This window comes from Pseudarthrobacter sp. NIBRBAC000502770, assembly GCF_006517815.1.
Classification (GTDB): Bacteria; Actinomycetota; Actinomycetes; order Actinomycetales; family Micrococcaceae; genus Arthrobacter; species Arthrobacter niigatensis.
This window is the reverse complement of the sequence record NZ_CP041198.1, coordinates 958,612-978,685: the sequence shown is the minus strand read 5'-3', so window position 1 is coordinate 978,685 and position 20,074 is coordinate 958,612. Positions and strand designations below refer to the sequence as shown.

The 20,074-nt window shown below is 67.7% G+C and carries 21 protein-coding genes and 1 pseudogene; 7 read left to right on the top strand and 15 right to left on the bottom strand.

Annotated elements, in window-relative coordinates; genetic code table 11:
• Positions 1–2: 2 nt before the first annotated feature.
• On the top strand, positions 3–1,364 hold the full coding sequence (locus NIBR502770_RS04825; RefSeq protein WP_141181193.1) for a M1 family metallopeptidase: 1,362 nt from the start codon (positions 3–5) through the stop codon (positions 1,362–1,364).
• On the opposite strand, the gene NIBR502770_RS04820 is transcribed toward NIBR502770_RS04825, so the two are convergent.
• The 3 genes from NIBR502770_RS04820 to pheS are packed head-to-tail and all read right to left on the bottom strand — an operon-like array spanning position 1,328 to position 5,668.
• Positions 1,328–2,032, bottom strand: coding sequence for a 4'-phosphopantetheinyl transferase superfamily protein (locus NIBR502770_RS04820; protein WP_246857406.1), 705 nt, complete (start codon positions 2,030–2,032; stop codon positions 1,328–1,330). The genes NIBR502770_RS04825 and NIBR502770_RS04820 overlap by 37 nt on opposite strands.
• A 28-nt stretch (positions 2,033–2,060) precedes the next feature.
• Entirely contained in the window at positions 2,061–4,604 is a 2,544-nt protein-coding gene (pheT, locus tag NIBR502770_RS04815) for a phenylalanine--tRNA ligase subunit beta (RefSeq protein ID WP_141181192.1), read from the bottom strand.
• Between the two features lie 2 nt (positions 4,605–4,606).
• On the bottom strand, positions 4,607–5,668 hold the full coding sequence (gene pheS / locus NIBR502770_RS04810; protein ID WP_141160940.1) for a phenylalanine--tRNA ligase subunit alpha: 1,062 nt from the start codon (positions 5,666–5,668) through the stop codon (positions 4,607–4,609).
• Between the two features lie 200 nt (positions 5,669–5,868).
• Here pheS and NIBR502770_RS04805 point away from each other — a divergent pair, with 200 nt between their 5' ends.
• The 3 genes from NIBR502770_RS04805 to NIBR502770_RS04795 all read left to right on the top strand — a co-directional run bounded on the left by NIBR502770_RS04805 (position 5,869) and on the right by NIBR502770_RS04795 (position 8,191).
• Positions 5,869–6,321 (top strand): hypothetical protein, encoded by a 453-nt coding sequence (locus tag NIBR502770_RS04805; RefSeq protein WP_141160941.1) that lies wholly within the window; start codon positions 5,869–5,871, stop codon positions 6,319–6,321.
• A complete protein-coding gene (locus tag NIBR502770_RS04800; protein WP_246857405.1) occupies positions 6,318–6,977 on the top strand; it encodes an SIMPL domain-containing protein in 660 nt (219 codons plus the stop codon). The genes NIBR502770_RS04805 and NIBR502770_RS04800 overlap by 4 nt, the downstream gene beginning before the upstream one ends.
• Positions 6,978–7,072: 95 nt before the next feature.
• Positions 7,073–8,191 (top strand): Rv2578c family radical SAM protein, encoded by a 1,119-nt coding sequence (locus NIBR502770_RS04795; RefSeq protein WP_141183323.1) that lies wholly within the window; start codon positions 7,073–7,075, stop codon positions 8,189–8,191.
• On the opposite strand, the gene NIBR502770_RS04790 is transcribed toward NIBR502770_RS04795, so the two are convergent.
• A complete protein-coding gene (locus tag NIBR502770_RS04790; RefSeq protein ID WP_141181191.1) occupies positions 8,188–8,676 on the bottom strand; it encodes a (deoxy)nucleoside triphosphate pyrophosphohydrolase in 489 nt (162 codons plus the stop codon). The two genes, NIBR502770_RS04795 and NIBR502770_RS04790, sit on opposite strands and share 4 nt — an antisense overlap.
• Before the next feature lie 161 nt (positions 8,677–8,837).
• Between NIBR502770_RS04790 and NIBR502770_RS04785 the strand changes: the two genes are divergently transcribed.
• Both NIBR502770_RS04785 and NIBR502770_RS04780 read left to right on the top strand, forming a co-directional pair.
• Positions 8,838–10,046 carry an MFS transporter gene (locus NIBR502770_RS04785; RefSeq protein ID WP_141181190.1) on the top strand — a complete coding sequence of 403 codons (1,209 nt, stop codon included), beginning with the start codon at positions 8,838–8,840 and terminating at the stop codon, positions 10,044–10,046.
• A gap of 178 nt (positions 10,047–10,224) precedes the next feature.
• Positions 10,225–10,500 (top strand): GlsB/YeaQ/YmgE family stress response membrane protein, encoded by a 276-nt coding sequence (locus NIBR502770_RS04780; protein ID WP_141160945.1) that lies wholly within the window; start codon positions 10,225–10,227, stop codon positions 10,498–10,500.
• Positions 10,501–10,565: 65 nt separating this feature from the next.
• Here the strand turns inward: NIBR502770_RS04780 and NIBR502770_RS04775 are convergent, their stop codons facing one another.
• From NIBR502770_RS04775 to infC, 4 genes are all read right to left on the bottom strand, one after another.
• Entirely contained in the window at positions 10,566–11,489 is a 924-nt protein-coding gene (locus NIBR502770_RS04775) for an RNA methyltransferase (RefSeq protein ID WP_141181189.1), read from the bottom strand.
• Positions 11,490–11,558: 69 nt separating this feature from the next.
• On the bottom strand, positions 11,559–11,948 hold the full coding sequence (gene rplT, locus NIBR502770_RS04770) for a 50S ribosomal protein L20 (RefSeq protein WP_018763610.1): 390 nt from the start codon (positions 11,946–11,948) through the stop codon (positions 11,559–11,561).
• A gap of 118 nt (positions 11,949–12,066) precedes the next feature.
• Positions 12,067–12,261: a 50S ribosomal protein L35 gene (gene rpmI, locus NIBR502770_RS04765; RefSeq protein WP_009358635.1), complete on the bottom strand. Its 195-nt coding sequence runs from the start codon at positions 12,259–12,261 to the stop codon at positions 12,067–12,069.
• 116 nt (positions 12,262–12,377) lie between these two features.
• Positions 12,378–13,361: a translation initiation factor IF-3 gene (gene infC, locus NIBR502770_RS04760; protein WP_246857404.1), complete on the bottom strand. Its 984-nt coding sequence runs from the start codon at positions 13,359–13,361 to the stop codon at positions 12,378–12,380.
• A 399-nt stretch (positions 13,362–13,760) separates the two neighbouring features.
• Here infC and NIBR502770_RS04755 point away from each other — a divergent pair, with 399 nt between their 5' ends.
• A complete protein-coding gene (locus NIBR502770_RS04755; RefSeq protein ID WP_141181188.1) occupies positions 13,761–14,147 on the top strand; it encodes a DUF1844 domain-containing protein in 387 nt (128 codons plus the stop codon).
• Between the two features lie 68 nt (positions 14,148–14,215).
• Here the strand turns inward: NIBR502770_RS04755 and NIBR502770_RS04750 are convergent, their stop codons facing one another.
• The 7 genes and pseudogenes from NIBR502770_RS04750 to NIBR502770_RS04725 all read right to left on the bottom strand — a co-directional run bounded on the left by NIBR502770_RS04750 (position 14,216) and on the right by NIBR502770_RS04725 (position 20,047).
• Positions 14,216–15,532 carry an MFS transporter gene (locus tag NIBR502770_RS04750; RefSeq protein ID WP_141160948.1) on the bottom strand — a complete coding sequence of 439 codons (1,317 nt, stop codon included), beginning with the start codon at positions 15,530–15,532 and terminating at the stop codon, positions 14,216–14,218.
• A gap of 58 nt (positions 15,533–15,590) precedes the next feature.
• Positions 15,591–16,475 carry an SseB family protein gene (locus NIBR502770_RS04745; RefSeq protein ID WP_141181187.1) on the bottom strand — a complete coding sequence of 295 codons (885 nt, stop codon included), beginning with the start codon at positions 16,473–16,475 and terminating at the stop codon, positions 15,591–15,593.
• Positions 16,476–16,496: 21 nt separating this feature from the next.
• Positions 16,497–17,242 (bottom strand): annotated as a pseudogene (gene priA / locus NIBR502770_RS04740) (bifunctional 1-(5-phosphoribosyl)-5-((5-phosphoribosylamino)methylideneamino)imidazole-4-carboxamide isomerase/phosphoribosylanthranilate isomerase PriA).
• 84 nt (positions 17,243–17,326) lie between these two features.
• On the bottom strand, positions 17,327–17,485 hold the full coding sequence (locus NIBR502770_RS21120; RefSeq protein WP_168223112.1) for a hypothetical protein: 159 nt from the start codon (positions 17,483–17,485) through the stop codon (positions 17,327–17,329).
• Positions 17,486–18,244 (bottom strand): imidazole glycerol phosphate synthase subunit HisH, encoded by a 759-nt coding sequence (gene hisH, locus NIBR502770_RS04735; protein ID WP_141181186.1) that lies wholly within the window; start codon positions 18,242–18,244, stop codon positions 17,486–17,488.
• Positions 18,241–18,867, bottom strand: coding sequence for an imidazoleglycerol-phosphate dehydratase HisB (gene hisB, locus NIBR502770_RS04730; protein ID WP_141160952.1), 627 nt, complete (start codon positions 18,865–18,867; stop codon positions 18,241–18,243). Before hisB ends, hisH begins: the two co-directional genes overlap by 4 nt.
• Before the next feature lie 61 nt (positions 18,868–18,928).
• The gene (locus tag NIBR502770_RS04725) at positions 18,929–20,047 is read right to left on the bottom strand and encodes a histidinol-phosphate transaminase (RefSeq protein WP_141181185.1); all 1,119 of its coding nucleotides are present in this window, start codon (positions 20,045–20,047) and stop codon (positions 18,929–18,931) included.
• Positions 20,048–20,074: the final 27 nt, after the last annotated feature.

Here is a 20,074-nt window from a genome sequence, read left to right as displayed (position 1 = left end):
CCATGAGTTCTTCAGCATCAGCCGCCCGGGGCACTACTCCCGCAGCCGCCGGAACCTCCCCGGACCCGTACCTGCCCGGCGCCGGGACAGATGCCTTCCGCGTCGAGCGGTACGAACTGGACCTGGACTACCGCGTGGCCAGCAACCGTCTCAGCGGCAAAGCGGTGCTGCACGGCGTGACCTGCGCTCCGACGTCGGCCATTGTCCTGGACCTTGTTGGCCTGCGGGCAACGAAGGTCCTGCTGGATGGCCGCAAGCCGCTCCGGTTCAGCCAGCGGGCCGGGCAGCTGGTGGTGACTGCGCCGCGCCCCTTCGAACCCGAACAGCCCTTCACCCTGGAGGTGCGCTACGAGGGCAGTCCGAGGCCCCGCCGCGGGCCGTGGGGCGAGGTGGGCTGGGAGGAACTTACGGACGGTGTCCTGGTGGCCGGGCAACCCAACGGTGCGCCCTCCTGGTTCCCGTGCAACGACCACTCCGGGGATAAGGCCAGCTACCGGTTCACGGTCACCACTGAAGCGAACTACCGGGTGGTGTGCAACGGCGTTCTGCAATCGCATACTCCCCGCGCCAGCCGGGAAACCTGGGTCTACGAACAGGCGGAGCCGATGGCCGCGTACCTGGCCACGGTGCAGATTGGCCGCTACGCACTGCTGGCGCTGGACAGTGGACGGCACGGGATGCCAGTTCCGCAATCCGTGGCCGTCTCCCCCGCGCTGGCAGAGCGTGCCATCGCGGGATTGGCCTGGCAGCCGGCCATGATGCGCACGTTCAGCAGTTGCTTCGGGCCCTATCCGTTCCCCGGTTACACGGTGGTGGTAACGGATGACGAACTGGAGATTCCGCTGGAGGCCCAGTCGCTGGCCATCCTGGGGCCCAACCACCTGGACCTGGAGTGGGAGTCCCAGCGCCTGATCGCCCATGAGCTGTCGCACCAGTGGTTCGGCAATTCCCTGACCGCTGCCGGGTGGCAGGACATCTGGCTGCACGAGGGCTTCGCCTGCTATGCCGAGTGGATCTGGTCCGAGGAGGCAGGCGTTATGAGCGTGGCTGAGCGGGCCGCGGCGGCCTGGCACCGGCTGGCGGCGGAGGACCAGGACATCCTGGTGGGCGATCCCGGTCCTGAGCGGATGTTCGACGACCGTGTGTACAAGCGCGGTGCGCTGGCCGTGCACGCGGTCCGGATGGCCGTGGGCGACCTCGCTTTCTTCGCGGTGCTGCAGGAATGGACCGCCGGCCACAGGCACGGCTCGGTCACCACGCAGGATTTCATCGTGGCCGTCAGTGGTGCCACGGCCGTCGATGCGGAGACGCTGCTGCACCCCTGGCTTTACGAGGAGCCGCTGCCGCCACTGCCGCTGGCCTGAGCGCGCACGGAAAGCGCGACGGCGGCCGCAAAGTGTGGAGGCAGCCCGGCTTCGGCCGGGTCCAGGTCACGCAGGCCGGGACGTTCCCGCACATCAACGGTGGAAGGAGCAGTGCGGAGCCCGTCGCCAGCCATTTTCAGCCAGGCTTCCTTGCGTGTCCAGAGCCTGGCCCTCGCCGCCGGCAGCAGTTCGGCCTTGACGTCCCGGAGGGTCCGGCGCTCCGCGGTCGTCAGGGCCACCTCGTCAAACCCGTCGAAGCCGGTACGGGCCGGCTCCTCGATGTCGGCGCCCAGCCGCGTTCCAGGGGAGGCGTCCACCACAGCCGCGAGCAGCGTCCAGCCACCGGCCCGGGACAGGCTCAGCGCCAGGGGCGCAGGGGCACCCCGGTAGCTGTATCCCGGCCGGCCGTGGCCGAGACCGGGGCCTGTTCCGCACTGCGGGCAGCTGTAGGCCACGGTGAGGTCTGCGGCGGGAACTGAGAGCAATTGGCCTGCAAAGACCCTCTGGGAAACGCGGCCGGCAAGGAACATCCAGCCCGCGGCAGGTGCCATGGCCGCGGCCCGCGTGAGTTCGGCGCTGTCCAGGAGGCGTTCGGCGTCCCGCTGCACCGCGGCCGCTTCCCCGGGCAGCAGGAAGGGCGGGACTGCACGCATTTCACATTGCGCCATGACCCGCCCTTCCTGCTCCGAACAGTATCTAGCGCTGGACGGCTCCGAAGCGTTCCGCTGCCAGGGCCACGGCGCCTTCACGCGCTGCCGAGGCCTCGTCCGCGGTCAGGGTGCGGTCGGCGGCCCGGAACCGGAGCCCGAAGGCCAGCGACTTCTTGCCGTCCTCAATGCCCTTGCCGGCGTAAACGTCGAACAGTGCCACGTCTTCCAGCAGCTCTCCGGCGCCTTCCCGCAGGGCGGCAAGGACGTCGTCTGCCGGTACGTCGGCCGGGACCACGAGCGCCACGTCCTGGGTGGCCACCGGGAACGTGGAAATGTGGCGCGCCACAATCACATCGGGTGCGGCCTCGAACAGGGCATCGGCGTCAAGTTCCAGTGCCACCGAACGGGCAGGCATGTCCGAGGCGGCCAGCAGCTTGGGGTGCAGTTCGCCGGCATAGCCTATGGTCTCCCCCGTGCGCAGCGCCAGCCGGGCGGTGCGGCCGGGGTGGAACGCCTGGTGGCTGCCCTGGCTGACCACCAGGTCCACTCCCAGCACATCGCCGGCAAGGCGGGCTACGTCCAGTGCGTCGGCCCAGTCCCACACGCGGGGCGTGTGGTTCGCGGCGGCCGGGGAATCGTGGCCGGTGAGGACCGCCGCGATGTGGAATGGCTGGTTCGGGACGCCGTCGTACAGTGCGTCCAGAACCTCATCGGCAGGTTTGGCGCCCAGCGGCGGGATGTCAGCAGTTCCCACGGTCCCCTCCGGCAGGAACACCAGGCCGGATTCAAACAGGGCCAGGTCCCGGAAGCCCCGGGAGTGGTTACGCTTGGCCACCTCGATCAGTCCAGGCAGGATGGACGTGCGCAGGTAGCCGTGCTCCTCGCTGATCGGATTGGCCAGCTTGAGGGCGGTCCGCGCCCCTCCTTCGTCAGCCACGCCGAACGTGTCGTTGGCCGCCTTGGACACGAAGGGGTAGGACAGGACCTCGGTGAGTCCGGCGTCCGCCAGAGCCTGGATGAGGCGGCGGCGCTGCTGCTGGACGCGGGTCAGGCCACGGCCCGGAGGGGCGACCGGCAGGGTGGCGGGGATCTTGTCGTAGCCCACCAGCCGGGCGATTTCCTCGGTGAGGTCTTCCTTGGTCTCCAAGTCGCTGCGCCAGCTCGGCGGCGTAACCGTCCACCCGGCGTCGTTCTTTGCTACCACGGCGCCCAGGTCCTCGAGGGACGTGACAATCTGCTGCCCAGTGAAGTCGATGCCGATCCGTGCAGCGGCGAAGCCTGCGGGCAGCTCGATGGTGACGGTGTCCGGGGCGGTCCCGACGTCGGTTCCCGCTTCGTCAGCGGTGCCGCCGGCCAGTTCCACCAGGAGGTCAACCACGCGTTGGGCGGCGACGCCGGCCACCTGCCAGTCCACGCCCCGCTCGAACCGCTTGGACGCCTCGGACGGCAGTTTGTGCCGGCGCCGGGAACGCCCGATGGAGACGTCGTCAAAGTGCGCCGCCTCAACCAGGATGTTCGACGTCGAGTCGCTCACCTCGGTGGCCGCGCCGCCCATGACACCTGCGATGCCGATGGCCCCGGAGTTGTCAGTGATGAGCAGGTCCTCGGCGTCAAGGGTGCGTTCCTTGCCGTCCAGGGTGGTGATCTTCTCCCCTGCGGTTGCGCGGCGCACCACGATGTCGCCGGAGAGCTTGTCCAGGTCATAGCAGTGCGTGGGCTGGCCGAGTTCGAGCATGACGTAGTTGGAGATATCCACGGGCAGGGAGATGGAGCGGATGCCGGCGAGCCGGAGCCGGGAGACCATCCACGGCGGGGTGGGCCGGGTGGCGTCCACGCCGCGCACCGTGCGGGCCACGAACCGGTCGCAGCCGGCTTTGCCGTAGATGGGGGCGTCGTCGTTGAGCTTGACGCCGTAGCCGCCGGAAAGTTCGGCCGGTGCCTGGACCCTGGAGGCGGGATCCGTGAAGGCGGTGCCGGTGGCATGCGCGTATTCGCGGGCGACGCCGCGGATGGAGAAGGCGTAGCCGCGGTCGGGGGTGACGTTGATTTCGGCCGCCTGGTCGTAGAGGCCCAGGAGCTCCATGGCGTCGGTGCCCACCTCTGGGTCCAGCCCGATGCGGGAAAGCACCAGGATGCCGTCGTGGTCCTCGCCGATCCCCAGTTCGCGGACCGAGGCGATCATGCCGGCGGACAGGTGGCCGTACGTCTTGCGGGCGGAGATGCGGAAGTCGCCGGGCAGTACGGCGCCTGGCAGCGTGACCACCACTTTGTCGCCCTCAACGAAGTTGTGCGCGCCGCAGATGATGCCCTGGACGCCGGACGGGTCGATGCCGTCCCCCGTGAGGGTCTGTTCCTTGCCTTCGGGGACAACCCGGACCTGGCACCAGTTGATGGTCTTGCCGTTGGTCTGCGGTTCCTTGACCAGGCTCAGGACCTGGCCCACCACCACGGGGCCCTGGAGGGTGTCCGTGGGGCGGTGGACGGCTTCTTCTTCAAAGCCGACCTTGACCAGTTCTTCCATGACGTCTTCGGCCGTTGCTCCGGCCGGTACTGCTGCGAATTCCCGCAGCCAGGAAAGTGGGATACGCACTGTTAGATCTCCATCCCGAAGTGCTCGCTGAACCGTACATCGCCTTCGATCATGTCGTGCATGTCGGCAACCTCGTTGCGGAACATGAGGGCACGCTCGATGCCCATGCCGAAGGCAAAACCTGAATAGACGTCCGGATCGATGCCGGCGGCGCGCAGGACGTTGGGGTTGACCATGCCGCAGCCGCCCCACTCGATCCAGCGCGGGCCGCCCTTGGCGCCGGGGTGGAAGATGTCCAGCTCGGCGGACGGCTCGGTGAACGGGAAGTAGTTGGGCCGCAAGCGGACCTTTGCCTCCTCACCGAACATCTGGCGGGTGAAGTGCTCCAGGGTGCCGAGCAGGTCCGCCATGGACAGGCCCTTGTCGATGGCCAGGCCTTCGAACTGGTGGAACACCGGGGTGTGGGTGGCGTCCAGTTCATCGGTGCGGAACACCTTGCCCGGGCAGAGCACGTAGATGGGAACTTCGCGCTCCAGCATGGAGCGGACCTGCACCGGGGAGGTGTGCGTGCGCATCAGCAGGTGGGCTTCGGGCGGCTCCACGAAGAAGGTGTCCTGCATTTCGCGGGCCGGGTGGTCGGGCTTGAAGTTCAGGGCGTCGAAGTTGAACCATTCGGATTCCACTTCGGGGCCTTCGGCGATCTCCCAGCCCATGCCCACGAAGATGTCCGCGACGCGGTCCTGCAGGGTGGACAGCGGGTGGCGCGCACCGGCGCGGCGGCGGCGGGGGGCGGCGGTGACGTCAACGGTTTCCTCGACCAGGATCCGGGCGTCGTTCTCGGCTTCGAGCACTTCGGCGCGCTCGGCGAGCGCCTTGTTGACCCGGCCGCGGGAGGCACCCATGAGCTTTCCGGCGAGCGCCTTCTGGTCCTTGGGCAACCGGCCGATTTCGCGGTTGGCAAGGCTGAGCGGGGATTTCTCGCCGCTGTGGGCCAGGCGTACCGCCTTCAGCTCGTCAAGGGTGGCCGCACCGGCGATGGCGGTGATGGCCTGGTCTACAGCGGCGTTGATGGCGGCCTCATCCGTGGGGTTCGGGATGGCGGCGCCCGGCAAAGTTTCAGTCATCTACTGTTCTTAGCTACGAGTCGTGGCTGCCGGCAGCCGGTCAGCCATGCACGGTTTCCCGCGCGGCCCGTCCGTCGCCGGCAGGTCATGGATGAATGCGCTGAACGTCAGTGTCATTCAATGACCAGGTCAGGGCTCGCCGGAAGGACCGGCGGCCACTGCCCTCCAGTCTAGTAGAACCCTCCAGTTACCATGGCCTCATGACTTTGCGGCAGCACGCAGGTTCGGTGAATGGCCCGACGACGGCCCAGCGGCTCAGGCGGGCAGCCAACCTCCTCAACGGGAGCACCCTGGCCGGGCTCGCCGTCGCCCTTGCCGCCAGGACACACATCAGGCACGGCCCGCGCGGGCTGATCATTGCGGCCGGCTACCGCTGGCGGCTGCCTTTCGCCGGCGCCTACACCCTGGGCAACGTGGTGCTGTGCCGCGGCACGGCCGAGGACCTGTTGTCCCGGCCTGCCCTGCTGGGACACGAGGAACGGCATTGCAGCCAGTACGCGTGGTGCCTGGGGCTGCCCTTCATCCCCCTATACCTGGTGGCCGCCGGCTGGTCCGTGCTGCGAACCGGCAATCCGGGGACAGCCAACATCTTTGAGCGTCGGGCCGGCCTGGCCGCCGGCGGCTACCCGCTCCGGGCGGCGAGGCATCCGTGACGGGCCGCGACCCCCAGGCCAGCCGGGATCCGGGGACCATCACCGTCACGGGGACCGGATGGGCGGAAGCCGCACCGGACCTGATGCTTGTCTCCATAGGTGTCGAGTGCCGCGCCGAATCGGTCGTTGAAGCTTACGCGGCAGCAGGCAAGGACCTGGCGGCAGTTGGCTCGGCCCTCCGCAGCCGGGGTGTTGGGCCGGACGATATCCGCTCGGCCGGCCTTGCTGTCCGCGCCGACCTCGCCTGGCGGGACGGTGAAGGCCAGCGGCTTGTGGGCTACATAGCCTCCAGCAGCCTCGCGGTCAGGCTGCGGGACCCAGGCAGCGCGGCCGCCACCGTTTCCGCAGCCGTCCACACGGCCGGGGACAATGTCCGCCTCAACAGCCTGCAGCTGGTCCTTTCGGACGACTCGGGGGTCCGGGCACAGGCCCGTGACGCTGCATGGCAGGACGCGCTCAGTTCCGCTGCGCAGTATGCCGCATTGGCCTCGGCCGGCCTGGGCAGTGTCCTGTCCGTCACCGACCAGCGCCCGGCCCCGGGACCGGTGCCGCTTGCCGGTTTGCAGCGGGCATCCGCCACGGAAGGGCCACAGGTTGAATTGGGCCTGAACCGGGTGGAGGCAGCCGTCACCGTCACCTGGGAGCTGCTGCCCTAGCCCGCAGCCGTACCCGCCGCGTCGAGCCGTTGTTTCGCCTGGGCTGGACTGCGTGGCGCCTTGACTTAAATTCGAACATGTTTTCGAATGGTGCCATGAGATGGGAAGCGCAAGCACTGGTGCCCACGCCGGATGCCGCAGGAGGACCCGGCCCCGCGCTGCTTCCGCTTGCCGGTCTGGTCCGGTCCGTCACCACCCCCGAGTTCGCCGGGATCACGTTCCACGAGGTCACCGCAAAATCTGTGCTCAACAGGGTCCCGGCGGGATCGAAGATGCCTTTCGAGTGGACAGTGAATCCCTACCGCGGCTGCAGCCACGCCTGCGTCTACTGCTTTGCCCGCAAGAGCCACACCTACCTGGACTTCGACGCCGGCATGGACTTCGACAGCCAGGTGGTGGTGAAGGTCAACGCCGCGGAAGTCCTCCGGAAGGAACTTAACAAGGCCTCCTGGACGCGCCAGCAGGTGGCGCTGGGCACCAACACCGACCCCTACCAGCGGGCCGAGGGCAGGTACCGCCTCATGCCTGGCATCATCAATGCCCTGGCGGAATCCGGCACTCCCCTGTCCATCCTCACCAAGGGGACCCTGCTGGCACGTGACATTCCCTTGCTCAAGCGCGCCGCTGCCCAGGTACCCGTGGGACTTGGCATCTCCCTGGCCATGACCGACGAAGCTCTCTCCGAGGCCATCGAACCCGGCACTCCCGGGCCCCGGGCCCGCCTCAAACTGGTGTCCCGGCTGCGCGAGGCAGGCCTGCCCTGCGGCGTGATGGCCATGCCCATCCTGCCGTGGCTCTCCGACAGCGACGAAGCCCTGGATGCCCTGTTCGCTTCCCTGGCCGCCGCCGGAGCAACCGGCGTCACCGCCGGCGCCCTGTACCTGAAGCCGGGCACCAGGGAATGGTTCATGAAGTGGATCGCCGCCAACCATCCTGAACTGGCCGGGCGCTACCGGCGGCTCTACGGCACCGGTTCCTATGCATCCAAGGAGTACCGGACGTGGCTTGCGGGCAAGGTCCGCTACTTCAAGGCCCGCTACGGCTTTACGCACTCCTCCGGCTTCAGCCACAGGGACCTTGACGATCCACGGGCCGAGGAAGCGGCGTACCCGGCGGGGAGCATTCCCACCGCGGTTCCCGGCGGACCCCTTGCAGGCTCCCCCGCGATGACTTCTTCGGTGTCCGGGACAGCCGTGCAGGATTCCCTCTTTTAGCCGGTTTTGGCGTTGGCCCCGCCTGCAGGCCGGTCCTCTACCGGGGACTGCGGCACCAGCGCCGACACAGAGTCCAGGAGTGCGTGCACAATCGGATAGTCGGCCGGTATCCAAGGCAGGCCAAGGACAGCGGCGTGGTCCTCCAGCCGGATCCAGCGCAGTTCGTCATGGTCTTCAAGCGGCGCGGGTTCGCCACTGGCCACCTCGGCGAACCACACCCTCATGCTGGCCCGGTCGTTGAGGCGCCAGCCGGCCGGGGTTTCCGCCGGCAGCTCTGCTCCCAGCCGCACGCCGATTCCCAGCTCCTCGGCCAGTTCGCGCACCAGCGCCGCTTCGGGAGCCTCACCGGGTTCCACCTTGCCGCCCGGGAACTCCCACAGCCCGGCCAAATGCTCCGGAGCGCTCCGCCGTGCCACCAGCAACGCCCCCGGATTGGCCAGCGTATCCACTACTGCCCCGCCAACCACCTGTATCAGTCCAGTCACCGCCCCATTCTATGGGCGACAATGGGAGGGGCCCGGAACGGCATCTCCCTCAGGGGGAATAGTGGCCCGCCCCCCAGGGTTTGCCCCACTGTCCGGACCTTCCTGCCCCATTGCCGTGGCGTCCGTCCCCTTTCCGGTTCCACCTTCAGAAAAGCAGGCATATGAGCAGCGTCCTCTCCCCGTCCACGGCAGCCCGCACCACGACTCCCCGCGTCGGCATGGCCATCTTTGCGCTGGCCATGGGTGGCGTGGGCATCGGCGTCACCGAGTTCACCATGATGGGCCTGCTCAAGGAAGTGGAGCAGGGCCTTGGGATCAGCACCCCTGAAGCCGGGCACCTGATCTCCGCGTACGCGCTGGGAGTGGTGGTCGGGGCTCCGCTGCTGGCCGCCGTCGGCGCCAAACTGCCCCGCAAGAGCCTGGCCCTGGGCCTGCTGCTGTTCTTCACGGTGGCCAATCTGACCTCATTCATGGCCCCCGACTACGGGTCGATGCTCGTGTCCCGCTTTGCCGCCGGGCTGCCCCACGGGGCGTTCTTCGGAGTTGCCGCCGTGATCGCTGCATCCTTGGTGCCCCCCACCCGGCGGGGCTGGGCCATCTCCATGGTCATGGCCGGCCTCAGCGTCTCCAACGTGGTGGGCGTACCGTTCGCCACGTGGCTGGGCCAGACTTTCGGCTGGCGCCTGCTGTTTGTCCTGGTGGGCGCCATCGGCCTGGTGGCACTGCTCATGGTGTGGAAGTTTGTCCCGTTCCAGGCCGCGCACCCTGACGCGAGCATCCGCCGTGAACTCGGCGCCCTCAAGCGGCTCCAGGTCTGGCTGGCCCTCCTGGTGGGCATCGTCGGCTTCGGCGGCTTCTTCGCCACCTACACCTACATCGCGCACACCATGACGGCTGTTGCCGGCATCCCGCCGGGGCTGCTCCCCCTGGTGGTGGCTCTCTACGGGTTGGGCATGGTGGCCGGAAACATCGTGGGGGGCAGGCTGGCCGACAAATCCGTGATGGGCACGCTCCACCGCGTCCTCCCGGCCATTGCCGTGGCCCTGGTGGTTTACGCGGTGGCAGCCCACTGGCCGTGGAGCGCCATGGTGATGGTGTTCGTGGTGGGCGCCTCCGGCTCCATGCTGATCCCGGCACTCCAGACCCGCCTCCTCGACGCCTCGCCCGACGCACCGTCGCTGGCATCGTCCCTCAACCATGCCGCGCTGAACGTTGCCAACGCACTCGGCGCATTCCTCGGGGGGCTTGTCATTGCGCTCGGGTGGGGCTTCGTCGCCCCCGCGCTGGTGGGCGCTGTCCTTGCGGTCCTCGGCTTCGGCGTCGCCCTGCTCAGCGGACTGCTGGAACGCAAAAGGCCGCTCGCTGCCTGAGCGGCCCGGGCTCTGGTCCCGGCCGTCCCTTCGCCGGTGCGGCAGCAGTGAACAGACCTCCCGTGACGGGTCTTAACGATGCGGCAACGCCCGCTTTGGAGCTACTGACTTTGCCGGGTGGGTATGTTAGCTTGAGGCTCATCGGGACTATTAATCCCGGTCACAATAAGGAGGAGACATGGGTTTTCTTGCTTGGATTATCCTGGGCCTGATTGTCGGGGCCATCGTTAAGGCCGTTATGCCCGGACGGGTCGGCGGCGGCTGGGTCACCAGCCTCATCCTGGGTGTCGTTGGAGCCATCGTTGGCGGCTGGATTGGCAGCCTCCTGTTCAACAAGGGCGATCTTGCCTTCTTCGACCTCGGCACCTGGATTCTCGCTATTGTTGGCGGCCTGGTTGTCGCCGGCATCTACGGAGCCGTCACCGGACGCGGGAAAGCCACTCGCGCACCCTGATCAATCTGTCCAGCAACAGTCAATGGGCCCCGGATTTCCGGGGCCTTTCTTTGTGCCCGGACGCACTAGCCGTTGTGGTCCTGGGCGAGCGGGGCGGGGCGGCGCTGGGATCGGGCGCTGGCGTAGAGGCACACGGTGGCTGCGGTCCCAAGATTGAGGCTTTCGGCCGCACCGTACACCGGAACCGCAACCCGGTGGTCTGCCAGTTCAAGCTCCGCCTCGGAGAGCCCCTGGGCCTCGTTCCCAAAGAACCAGGCGGTAGGTGCAGCGAGGTCGTAATCAGATCCGGGGCCGGCTCCGGTGAGCCTGCGGCGGGCGTTCTCGTCCTGCAGGACATCGAGGTCCAGCTGCCCGTAACCGTCGGCAGCGAGGACACCGATGCCCCGGGCCTTGCAGGCGGCAGCAAGTTCCGCGGGATCTGCGGCCAGGACGACCGGCAGATGGAACAGCGACCCCGCGGTGGAGCGGACAGCCTTGGGGTTGTAGATATCAACGCTGGACGCTGTGAAGATGACGGCGTCCGCGCCCGCCGAATCGGCCGCACGCAGCACGGTGCCTGCGTTTCCCGGGTCCCGGACCTGGCACAGCACGGCAATCAGGCGCGGGCCGGCGTCGAGCACGTCCGCCAAGGCAACGTCCACGAACCTGCAGACGGCCACGATTCCCTGCGGGTTGACGGTGTCCGCCATGGCTGCCAGGACCTCGTCGGTGGCCAGCCGGGCGTTGGTGCCTTCGGCGAGCTCTTCGAATTCGGGGAAGCGGTCCAGGCAGCTTTCGCTGGCGAAGACCTCGGTGACCACTCCGGGCGCTCCCGCCGCGAGGCGCTGCTGGTGGAGCTTGAGGGCTTCCCGGACAGCCTGCGGCCCCTCCGCAAGGAACTGGCCGCGCTTTAAACGGGCCGGGCGCCCTGCAAGCTTTGCCACGTCCCTGACCCGATCGGCTCGGGGGTTGGACAGTGGAAGATCTTGCGGGCGCCCGGATTCGTTCATACAAGAACTGTAGTAGCTGACGCTTCCAGTTCCTGAACTGGCCCCTCAGGCGAGGGGCGGCAGCGGCTGCTAGGCTGCGGCAACCTTCTTGGCGGAGGTGTCTGCCGGCAGGGAGTCCTTGGCCACCTGGACCAGTGCGGCGAAAGCGTTGGCGTCGGAGACGGCAAGCTCGGCCAGCATGCGGCGGTCAACCTCAACCTCGGCGGCCTTCAGGCCCTGGATGAGGCGGTTGTAGGTGAGGCCATTGGCGCGGGACGCAGCGTTGATGCGCTGGATCCACAGGCGGCGGAAGTCGCCCTTCTTCTTCTTGCGGTCACCGTAGCTGTACACAAACGAGTGCAGCAGCTGCTCTTTGGCCTTGCGGTACAGGCGCGAACGCTGTCCGCGGTAACCCTTCGCCCGTTCAAGAACAACCCGGCGCTTCTTATGGGCGTTGACCGCCCTCTTCACACGTGCCACGTGCGTACTCCTTCGAAAATCTGATCCCAAGCATCTGTTGCCGGTGTCCCGGCGGCCTGAGAAGGCTGTTTGGCAGGTGACGGACCACCGGCGGGCGGCCCATCAATAAACTTGGAAACTAGATGCCGAGCATCTTCCGGATGACCTTGGCGTCGCCCTTGAAGACGATCTTGTCGCCGGCAAGGCGGCGGGTCAGGCGGCTGGACTTGTGCTCCAGGTAGTGGCGGCGGTTGGCCTGCTGGCGGCGCAGCTTGCCGCTGCCGGTCAGCTTGAAGCGCTTCTTAGCACCACTGTGGGTCTTCATCTTCGGCATGGGAACCGATCTCCTTACGTTTCTGCGGGCCCGGGGGCCGGCAGTTCTATCGCGCAGCCACCCCCGCGGGCAGCATGCTGGTTGCTGACTGCCGGAACAGGCCCGGCAGCTGTGAACTAGTTGGTCTTCTTACCGGCCGGCTTCGGCACTGCCTTGGGGGCAGGACGTGCAGCAGGCTTCGGTGCAGCAGGCCTGGCCACCGGCTTGGGCGGCGCAGGCACACCGGCCGGCTTCGGCGCAGCCGCTTCCGGCTTGGCGGCAGCTGCAGGCTTGGGCGCCGGCGCGGCGGCCTTCGGTGCAGCAGCCTTGGGTGCAGCAGCCTTCGGCGCTTCCTGCTTCGGAGCCGGAGCCTTGGGGGCCTCCTGCTTCGGAGCCTGGGCCTTGGGCGCTTCCTGCTTCGGAGCGTCCTGCTCAGGAGCGGCAGCAGGCGCTTCGGCCGGAGCGTTGTCGGCGGCAGGTGCCTCCGGCTCGGTGGACACGGTGAAGCCTTCCGGCAGGAGGTCCGCCAGTGACTGCGTCATGGGGGTCTGGTCCTGGCCGGAGGTGTCAACGCGTCCTGCAGCCTTGGCTTCGTTCTGGGCCTTGGCCTCGGCGCGCTGGGTTGCCCGGCGTGCCTCCGCCTTGGCCTCAGCCTTGTTCTTCAGCGGGCCAACCACCATGACCATGTTGCGGCCGTCGATGCGGGGGCTGGACTCCACCACGCCGACTTCGGCGACGTCGTCCGCGAAGCGCTGGAGCAGGCGGATGCCCATCTCCGGACGCTGCTGCTCACGGCCACGGAACTGGATCATGGCCTTGACCTTGTCCCCGGCACCGAGGAAGCGCAGGGCGTGGCCGCGCTTGGTCTCGTAATCGTGGGTGTCGATCTTCAGGCGGAAGCGGATTTCCTTCAGAACGGTGTTCGTCTGGTTCTTCCGGGCCTCACGTGCCTTGACCGCGGCCTCGTACTTGTACTTGCCGAAGTCCATCAGCTTGCACACCGGAGGCTTCGCCTGAGGTGCAACTTCAACGAGATCAAGGTCGGACTCGGCAGCCAGGCGCAGGGCATCCTCAATACGGACGATTCCTACCTGTTCACCTGCAGGGCCGACCAGCCGCACCTCGGGGACGCGGATACGCTCATTGATTCTTGGCTCGCTAATGTTAAAGCTCCTGTGTTTGTTGTTGAGTCCGGCAAATGAAGAAGGCCCCCAATTGCCGGAGCAATCGAAGGCCTCAAAGAGGTTGGACCGGCAACCCGCTAAGGGCTGCACGTGCACAGTCCCGGCAAATGCCGGCCCATGCCCAACCAGGTACCCGGCAACCTTGCGTCCCTGCGGGTTCCAAAGGAACGGGCGGGACAACGGCTGACGCGGGTGGGAGAGAACTCCGCTTGCAAACTGGATGCCATTCTACAGAAAAAATTCCCGTCAACGCCGCGAAGCGCTGCTGGGAACCTGATCGTTTAGGACAATCCCTGAAATAACTACATCCAGTCGGTCTGTGTCAAGCTTACCAGTATGAGCACCCCAGACAGTAATTCATACGTCTTCGAGCCCGGCGACGCAGGCGCAGACGTCTCACAACAGATCCGCGACATCTCCGAAGTTCCCGCCATCGAGGTCATCACCACGGCGGCCGTGCACCTGATGAGCGCCGCAGCGGTGAAGCTTGGCCTGGCCGAAGAGGACAACGCAGCCGAACTCAAGGACCTCGACGAGGCCCGGAAGCTGATCACCGCACTGGCCGGCCTCGTGACCGCGGCCGCCCCGGAAATCGGGTCCCAGCACGCCGGACCCTTGCGCGACGGCCTGCGGTCCCTGCAGTTGGCCTTCCGCGAAGAGTCGCTGATTCCGGATGCACCGGGCAAGGGTCCGGGCGAAAAGTACACCGGGGCAGTCAACTAAAGCCCAACTCCCCCAAGCACCGTCCGACGGCGGGACGCCCCCTTTGCGGGCCGTCCCGCCGTCGCATTTTAAAGCGGCTGGCCGGGAGACCCAGGGGCCGGCCTGCGGCGCCGCTGCTGAAGCGCGAGCCCGACGACGCAGAGCACCACGCCGGCGGCTCCGACGGAGACGAAACCGCCGGAAGGGCCCATGACGTCGATGAAGACCCCGGCCAGCGGCGAACCGAACGCAACTCCGGCGGTCAACGCGGAGCCGTACCAGCCCATTGCCTCCCCCCGCCGCTCCTCCGGGACCAGCTCCGCGACCTTTTCGGAGGCCGCGGACAGCACAGGGGCGCACAGCAGCCCTGGCAGGACGGAGACAAAGGCAAGCGTCCAGGTGTCGTGGGCGAAGGCCATGGGCAGGGTCAGCGCGGCCATGCCGAGCAGCAGGAAGATCGGCGGAATGGGCCGGTGCATGGCCCCGTAGACCAAACCGCCCACCACCGAAGCCGCGCACCAGAAGACGAAGACGATCCCGATCTCGCTCTGGTGGCCGTCGATTTCCAGCGCGGCCACAATGCCGACGTCGGTGCCGCTGAGGACCATTCCGGCGCCCGCGGCAACGGCGAAGAGGGCCGCGACTGTTGCGGTGAACCAGGAAAAGCCGCCCGCCAGTCTTCCCCTGAGGCCCTGCGCGGCGCTGGTGGCCGCCCCGGCGGGCGCCAGTTCCGCGGCGGCTTCCTGCACATGCCCCGGGGCCGTGGACACCACCGCGGCCTCGGCGGCATGCTGCTCATCCGCCGCGCACTCCAGGCTCAGTCCTTCGCTGCGGGTGGGCGGGTTGAACCACATAAGGAACAGGCCGGCCAGCGATGTTGAAACGCCCACCACCGTTAGCCCTGCGGTGGTGAAGCCGCTGGTGGCCACCACGGCGCCGGCCGCCGGGCCGATCATGAAGACCACCTCCGTAGTGATGGCGTCGAGGGCAAACGCGGTGCGGCGCTGCTCGCCCTCCGCCAGGACGCCCAGGGATTGCCGGACCACGCTGAAGATGGGGAGCGTGAGCAGGCCGCCGACGAAGACCAGCGGAAGGAGCCACTGGTAGGACACGTGCGGCACCACCGACCAGATCACCGTCTCCGAGATCACCGATGGGATGAGCGCGGTCCGGAGCCCCGCCGTGTCCACGCGCCTGCCACGCCATGGCGCACCCAACGCAATGCCGATGGTCATGACAGCCGCGGCGGCACCGGCGGCGGCATAGCCCTGGCCCAGGGTAAGGACGATGTGCAGGGTGAGCAGAACACCGGCGGCTGAGTGCGGGATCCGGGCAACCATGCCCACCAGCAGCAGCCGGCGGATGGGCCGGACGGCAAGCAACTCCCGGTAGAGAGCGAAATTCACGAAAGCGGTCCTTCAGGATGCGCCGCAGCCCCTTGGGGATCACCCATCCGGCTGGCGGCTAGTCGGGAGCGCGCCTCAGTTTGATTTCCAGGGAATCGACGCGCTCCCCAAACAATACATTCCGGGACCACTCGGCCTGCAGGCCGGCTACCAGATCCTGGACACCGGCCGCGTCCAGGCCGTCCTCGAGGTACAGCACCACCTGCAGTTCCGGCCCGGTACCGCCACCAGGGAGCAGGGACCCGTCGGCGGCCCTGGCGACGACTCCCCTGCCGGGCAACAGTTCGACGCCGCGGACGGCCGCGAAGCCGGCGGCAGCGTTGCCCATTTCGGCGGCGAGGGCCCGGTCACTGTAGGAGGGAGTCCAGGCATGCTGCTTGGCGAGGGCCCAGACACCGGGGCGGCGCACCACGAAGGTTACATCCGCACCCGGATCCAGGACCAGGAGTTCTGCCCCTTCGGCGACCGCAGAGAGGGCCGCCCGGGCGGCATAGACCGCTACCGGCCGGGCGTCGGGATGCCATGCGGCCAGTGCGGCCGCAGAAGTGAACGCCGGCAGCGCGGTCCTGCCGTCGGCGGCCTTCAGCGTCACCAGCGCCATGTCCGCCTGCTTGTCCGCGTGCAGCCCGTGCGCTGTCCCGGCCTCTTCGGCGAGCTGGGCCACGATGGGAATGAACACGCGGGCCGTGGCCAGCGCGGCAACGACGTCCGCCTCGTCGCCCCGCCCCTCCCGGAGCGCGGCAATTGCGGTGAGGTAGCCGGCGTCGGCCGTTCCGTCGTCGTCCTCGAAGTTGTGGATCTTCGCATCATCTCCAGCCAGGCTGCGGCCGGCCCATGGCTGGCCCGCGGAATCCGTGGCACCACCGGCGCCGGCCAGGGCCGCCGCAATATGGCCGGGGAGTTGGCGGGCGGGAGGGCTTACCGGTTCTTCGGAGCTGGGCATGGCCGGGCTGCTTCCCCGCGCCTACCGGCGGCCGGCGACGTCGAGGGCTTCGGGCAGCGTGAAGGCGCCGGCGTAGAGTGCCTTGCCCACAATGGCGCCTTCGACGCCCAAGGGGACCAGCGAGCGGAGGACTTTGAGGTCGTCCAAACTGGAAATGCCGCCGGACGCCACCACGGGCTTACCGGTCTTCTCCACCATCTGGCGCAGGAGTTCAACGTTCGGGCCCTGCAGGGTGCCGTCCTTGGTCACATCGGTGACCACGTAGCGGGCGCAGCCGGCCTCCTCCAGGCGGCCCAGGACGTCCCACAGGTCCCCGCCTTCCTTCGTCCAGCCACGGCCGGCCAGGGTGGTGCCCCGGACGTCCAGTCCGACGGCGATCTTGTCGCCGAAGCGCTCGATGGCCCGCGCGGTCCAGTCAGGGTTCTCCAGTGCTGCGGTCCCCAGGTTGACCCGGGCGACACCCAGGTCGAGCGCTGCCTCCAGGGTCTCATCGTCGCGGAGGCCGCCCGAGAGCTCTACCTTGATGTCCAGCCGGCCCACCACCTCGCGGAGCAGGTCGGCGTTGGAACCGCGCCCGAAAGCAGCGTCAAGGTCAACCAGGTGGACCCATTCAGCACCCTGCTGCTGCCAGTTCAACGCGGCTTCGAGGGGGTGCCGTAGCTGGTTTCGCTGCCCGCCTCGCCCTGGACCAGCCGGACGGCCTGGCCGTTGACAACGTCGACGGCTGGCAGGAGTTCAAGTACCGGCAGGTCATGTGCGGTGGTCATACTCATCCTCGGTGTTGGTTCTTCGGTTGGGACTAAAGCGGGGGCGGCCGGCAACCGTTTATGCTCCGTGCCGCCCCCGGACTGTCAATTGCCCGGCAGCGTGAGCAGGTAGGCGGCAACCAGTGACATGGCAGCCAGGGCGTAGAACGACACCTGGAGCCACAGGGGCCTGGCCTGCTGCCGGAACGAGATGCCGCCGCCAATCAGCAGGCCGGCGAGGCCCATCAGGAGTACGGACCACATCTAGGCGCCACTGCCGGCGCTGGCAGGGCCGCCGGAATCGGCGCCGGCCGGCCTGCGCAGGCCCTCCACCCAGTTGCGCAGGAGCCGCGCGCCGGCATCGCCGGATTTTTCGGGGTGGAACTGGGTTGCGCAGAGCGGGCCGTTTTCCACGGCCGCGATGAACGGGCCGCCGTGCTCGGACCAGGTCACCAGTGGCGGTGCCATCCGCGGCTGGATGACGTCGAAGTTCCATTCCTGCACGCCGTAGGAGTGCACGAAGTAGAACCGTTCGTTTTCGACGCCGGCAAAGAGCTTCGAGCCTTCGGGGACCTTGACGGTGTTCCAGCCCATGTGGGGTACGACCTCCGCCGGGAGGGCCTCCACCTTTCCGGGCCATTCACCGATGCCCTGGGCTTCAGTGCCGTGTTCGACGCCGGCTTCGAACAGGACCTGCAGGCCCACGCAAATGCCAAGTACCGGGCGCCCGCCGGCCACGCGCCGGCCGATGAGCCGGATGCCGTCCACGGCCTTGAGTTCGCGCATCACGGTTTCGAATGCGCCGACGCCGGGCACCACCAGGCCGTCCGCGTTCAGGACGTCCTCCGGTTTGGCGCTCAGGATCACTTCCGCGCCGGCGCGTTCCAGGGCACGCACCGCGGACCTGACGTTCCCGGAACCGTAGTCCAGCACCGTGACGGTGGGCTTGCCCTCAGGCGACGGCAGCCTGCGGGACGCCGAGGGGTCGATGATGGCCCCGTCCTTCAGTTCCGGGCCGCTCACAGGGCACCCTTGGTGGAGGGGATGCCCTCAACCCGGGGATCCGGTTCGACGGCGGCGCGGAGCGCGCGCGCAAAGGCTTTGAACTGGGCCTCGACGATGTGGTGGGGGTCCCGGCCGGCCAGCACGTTCATGTGGAGGCAAATTCCGGCGTGCAGCGTGATGGCCTCAAAGACATGGCGGGTCAGGGACCCGGTGAAGTGGCCGCCAATGAGGTGGTATTCCTGGCCGGCGGGCTCACCGCCGTGCACCAGGTAGGGGCGGCCGGAAACGTCCACCACCGCGTTGGCGAGGGCCTCGTCCAGCGGCACCGTGGCCTCGCCAAACCGGCGGATGCCCGCTTTGTTGCCGAGGGCCGTCCGCAGGACTTCACCGAAGGTGATGGCGACATCCTCAACGGTGTGGTGGACGTCTATGTGGGTGTCCCCGGTGGCCTTGACCGTCATATCGATCAGGGAGTGCTTGCACAGGGCCGTCAGCATGTGGTCGTAGAACGGCACCGAGGTGTCGATGTCCGAGACTCCGGTACCGTCCAGGTTGATCTCCACGAGTACCGAGGACTCGCTGGTGGCACGCTCCATGCGGGCGGTCCGGGCTGCAGCCGTATTCGATCCGGTTGAACTCATGGTGAAGGATCCTTTGTGCGAGAAGAAGTGGTTCAAGGCGTCCAGCGCCGCCGTATCAAGTCTAGGCGTGAAGCGCGGCGTGGCCGGCAAGGATGCGTTCCAGGGAGGTCAGGAAGGCTGTGGTTTCCGCCTCAGTGCCCGCCGTGACGCGGAGGTGGCCCGGGATGCCCACATCGCGGATGAGCACGCCGGCGTCAAGGAGCTCCTGCCAGACCTGGTGCGGGTTTTCCAGGCCGCCGAAGAAAACGTAGTTGGAGTCCGATGCTGCGGGCTTGAGTCCCATCCTGGTCAGCTCGGCCACGATGCGGTCCCTCTGCTTCTTGATGTCCTCGACGTCGGCCATCAGCGCTTCGCGGTGTTCGAGGGCCGCCAGGGCGGTGGCCTGGGTGATGGCGGAGAGGTGGTACGGCAGGCGCACCAGACGCAGGGCATCGGCGACCTCGGGGGCTGCGGCCATGTAACCGAGCCGTGCCCCCGCCAGGGCGAAGGCCTTGCTCATCGTGCGGGAGACGATCAGACGTTCACGGCCGGGCAGGAGTGTCAGTGCGCTCGGCGTTCCGTCGTGTGCGAACTCGTGGTACGCCTCGTCGACGATCACGATGGCCTGGCTGTCCGCGCCGGCGTCATAGACGGCTTCCACGACGTCCAGCCCAAGCCCGGTCCCGGTGGGATTGTTGGGTGAGCAGAGGAACACGATGTTGGGCTGGAGTTCCTTGACCTGGCGGGCCGCGGACTCTGCGCTGAGGTCATAGCCTTCCGCGCGTTCCCCCGTGATGTACTGCGTGTCCGTTCCGCTGGCCAGCAACGGGTACATGGAGTACGTCGGCGGGAAGCCAAGGGCCGTGCGCCCTGGGCCGCCGAAGGCCTGGAGGATCTGTTGCAGGACCTCGTTGGAGCCGTTGGCTGCCCACAGGTTGGTTTCGTCGAGCCCATGCCCGAGATATTCCGCCAGGGCCTTCCGGAGCGCGGTGAACTCGCGGTCCGGGTAGCGGTTGAGGCCTGCGGCGGCTTCCGTAACGGCGGCGCTGATGGCGGCCCGCACATCGGCAGGAACCCCATGGGTGTTTTCGTTGACGTTCAGCAGGATGGGGACGTTCAGCTGGGGAGCCCCATAGGGAGTCAGTCCGCGAAGGTTGCTGCGGAGGGGAAGCCGGTTCAGACGTTCTAGCTGCTGGTTCACCTGAACAGTTTAGTTGCCGCGGCAACT

Coding starts and splice junctions, on each gene's coding strand:
- NIBR502770_RS04825 (WP_141181193.1), top strand. CDS start 3: ATGAGTTCTTCAGCATCAGCCGCCCGGGGCACTACTCCCGCAGCCGCC.
- NIBR502770_RS04820 (WP_246857406.1), bottom strand. CDS start 2,032: ATGGCGCAATGTGAAATGCGTGCAGTCCCGCCCTTCCTGCTGCCCGGG.
- pheS (WP_141160940.1), bottom strand. CDS start 5,668: ATGACTGAAACTTTGCCGGGCGCCGCCATCCCGAACCCCACGGATGAG.
- NIBR502770_RS04805 (WP_141160941.1), top strand. CDS start 5,869: ATGACTTTGCGGCAGCACGCAGGTTCGGTGAATGGCCCGACGACGGCC.
- NIBR502770_RS04795 (WP_141183323.1), top strand. CDS start 7,073: ATGAGATGGGAAGCGCAAGCACTGGTGCCCACGCCGGATGCCGCAGGA.
- NIBR502770_RS04785 (WP_141181190.1), top strand. CDS start 8,838: ATGAGCAGCGTCCTCTCCCCGTCCACGGCAGCCCGCACCACGACTCCC.
- NIBR502770_RS04780 (WP_141160945.1), top strand. CDS start 10,225: ATGGGTTTTCTTGCTTGGATTATCCTGGGCCTGATTGTCGGGGCCATC.
- NIBR502770_RS04775 (WP_141181189.1), bottom strand. CDS start 11,489: ATGAACGAATCCGGGCGCCCGCAAGATCTTCCACTGTCCAACCCCCGA.
- rpmI (WP_009358635.1), bottom strand. CDS start 12,261: ATGCCGAAGATGAAGACCCACAGTGGTGCTAAGAAGCGCTTCAAGCTG.
- NIBR502770_RS04755 (WP_141181188.1), top strand. CDS start 13,761: ATGAGCACCCCAGACAGTAATTCATACGTCTTCGAGCCCGGCGACGCA.
- NIBR502770_RS04745 (WP_141181187.1), bottom strand. CDS start 16,475: ATGCCCAGCTCCGAAGAACCGGTAAGCCCTCCCGCCCGCCAACTCCCC.
- NIBR502770_RS21120 (WP_168223112.1), bottom strand. CDS start 17,485: ATGTGGTCCGTACTCCTGATGGGCCTCGCCGGCCTGCTGATTGGCGGC.
- hisB (WP_141160952.1), bottom strand. CDS start 18,867: ATGAGTTCAACCGGATCGAATACGGCTGCAGCCCGGACCGCCCGCATG.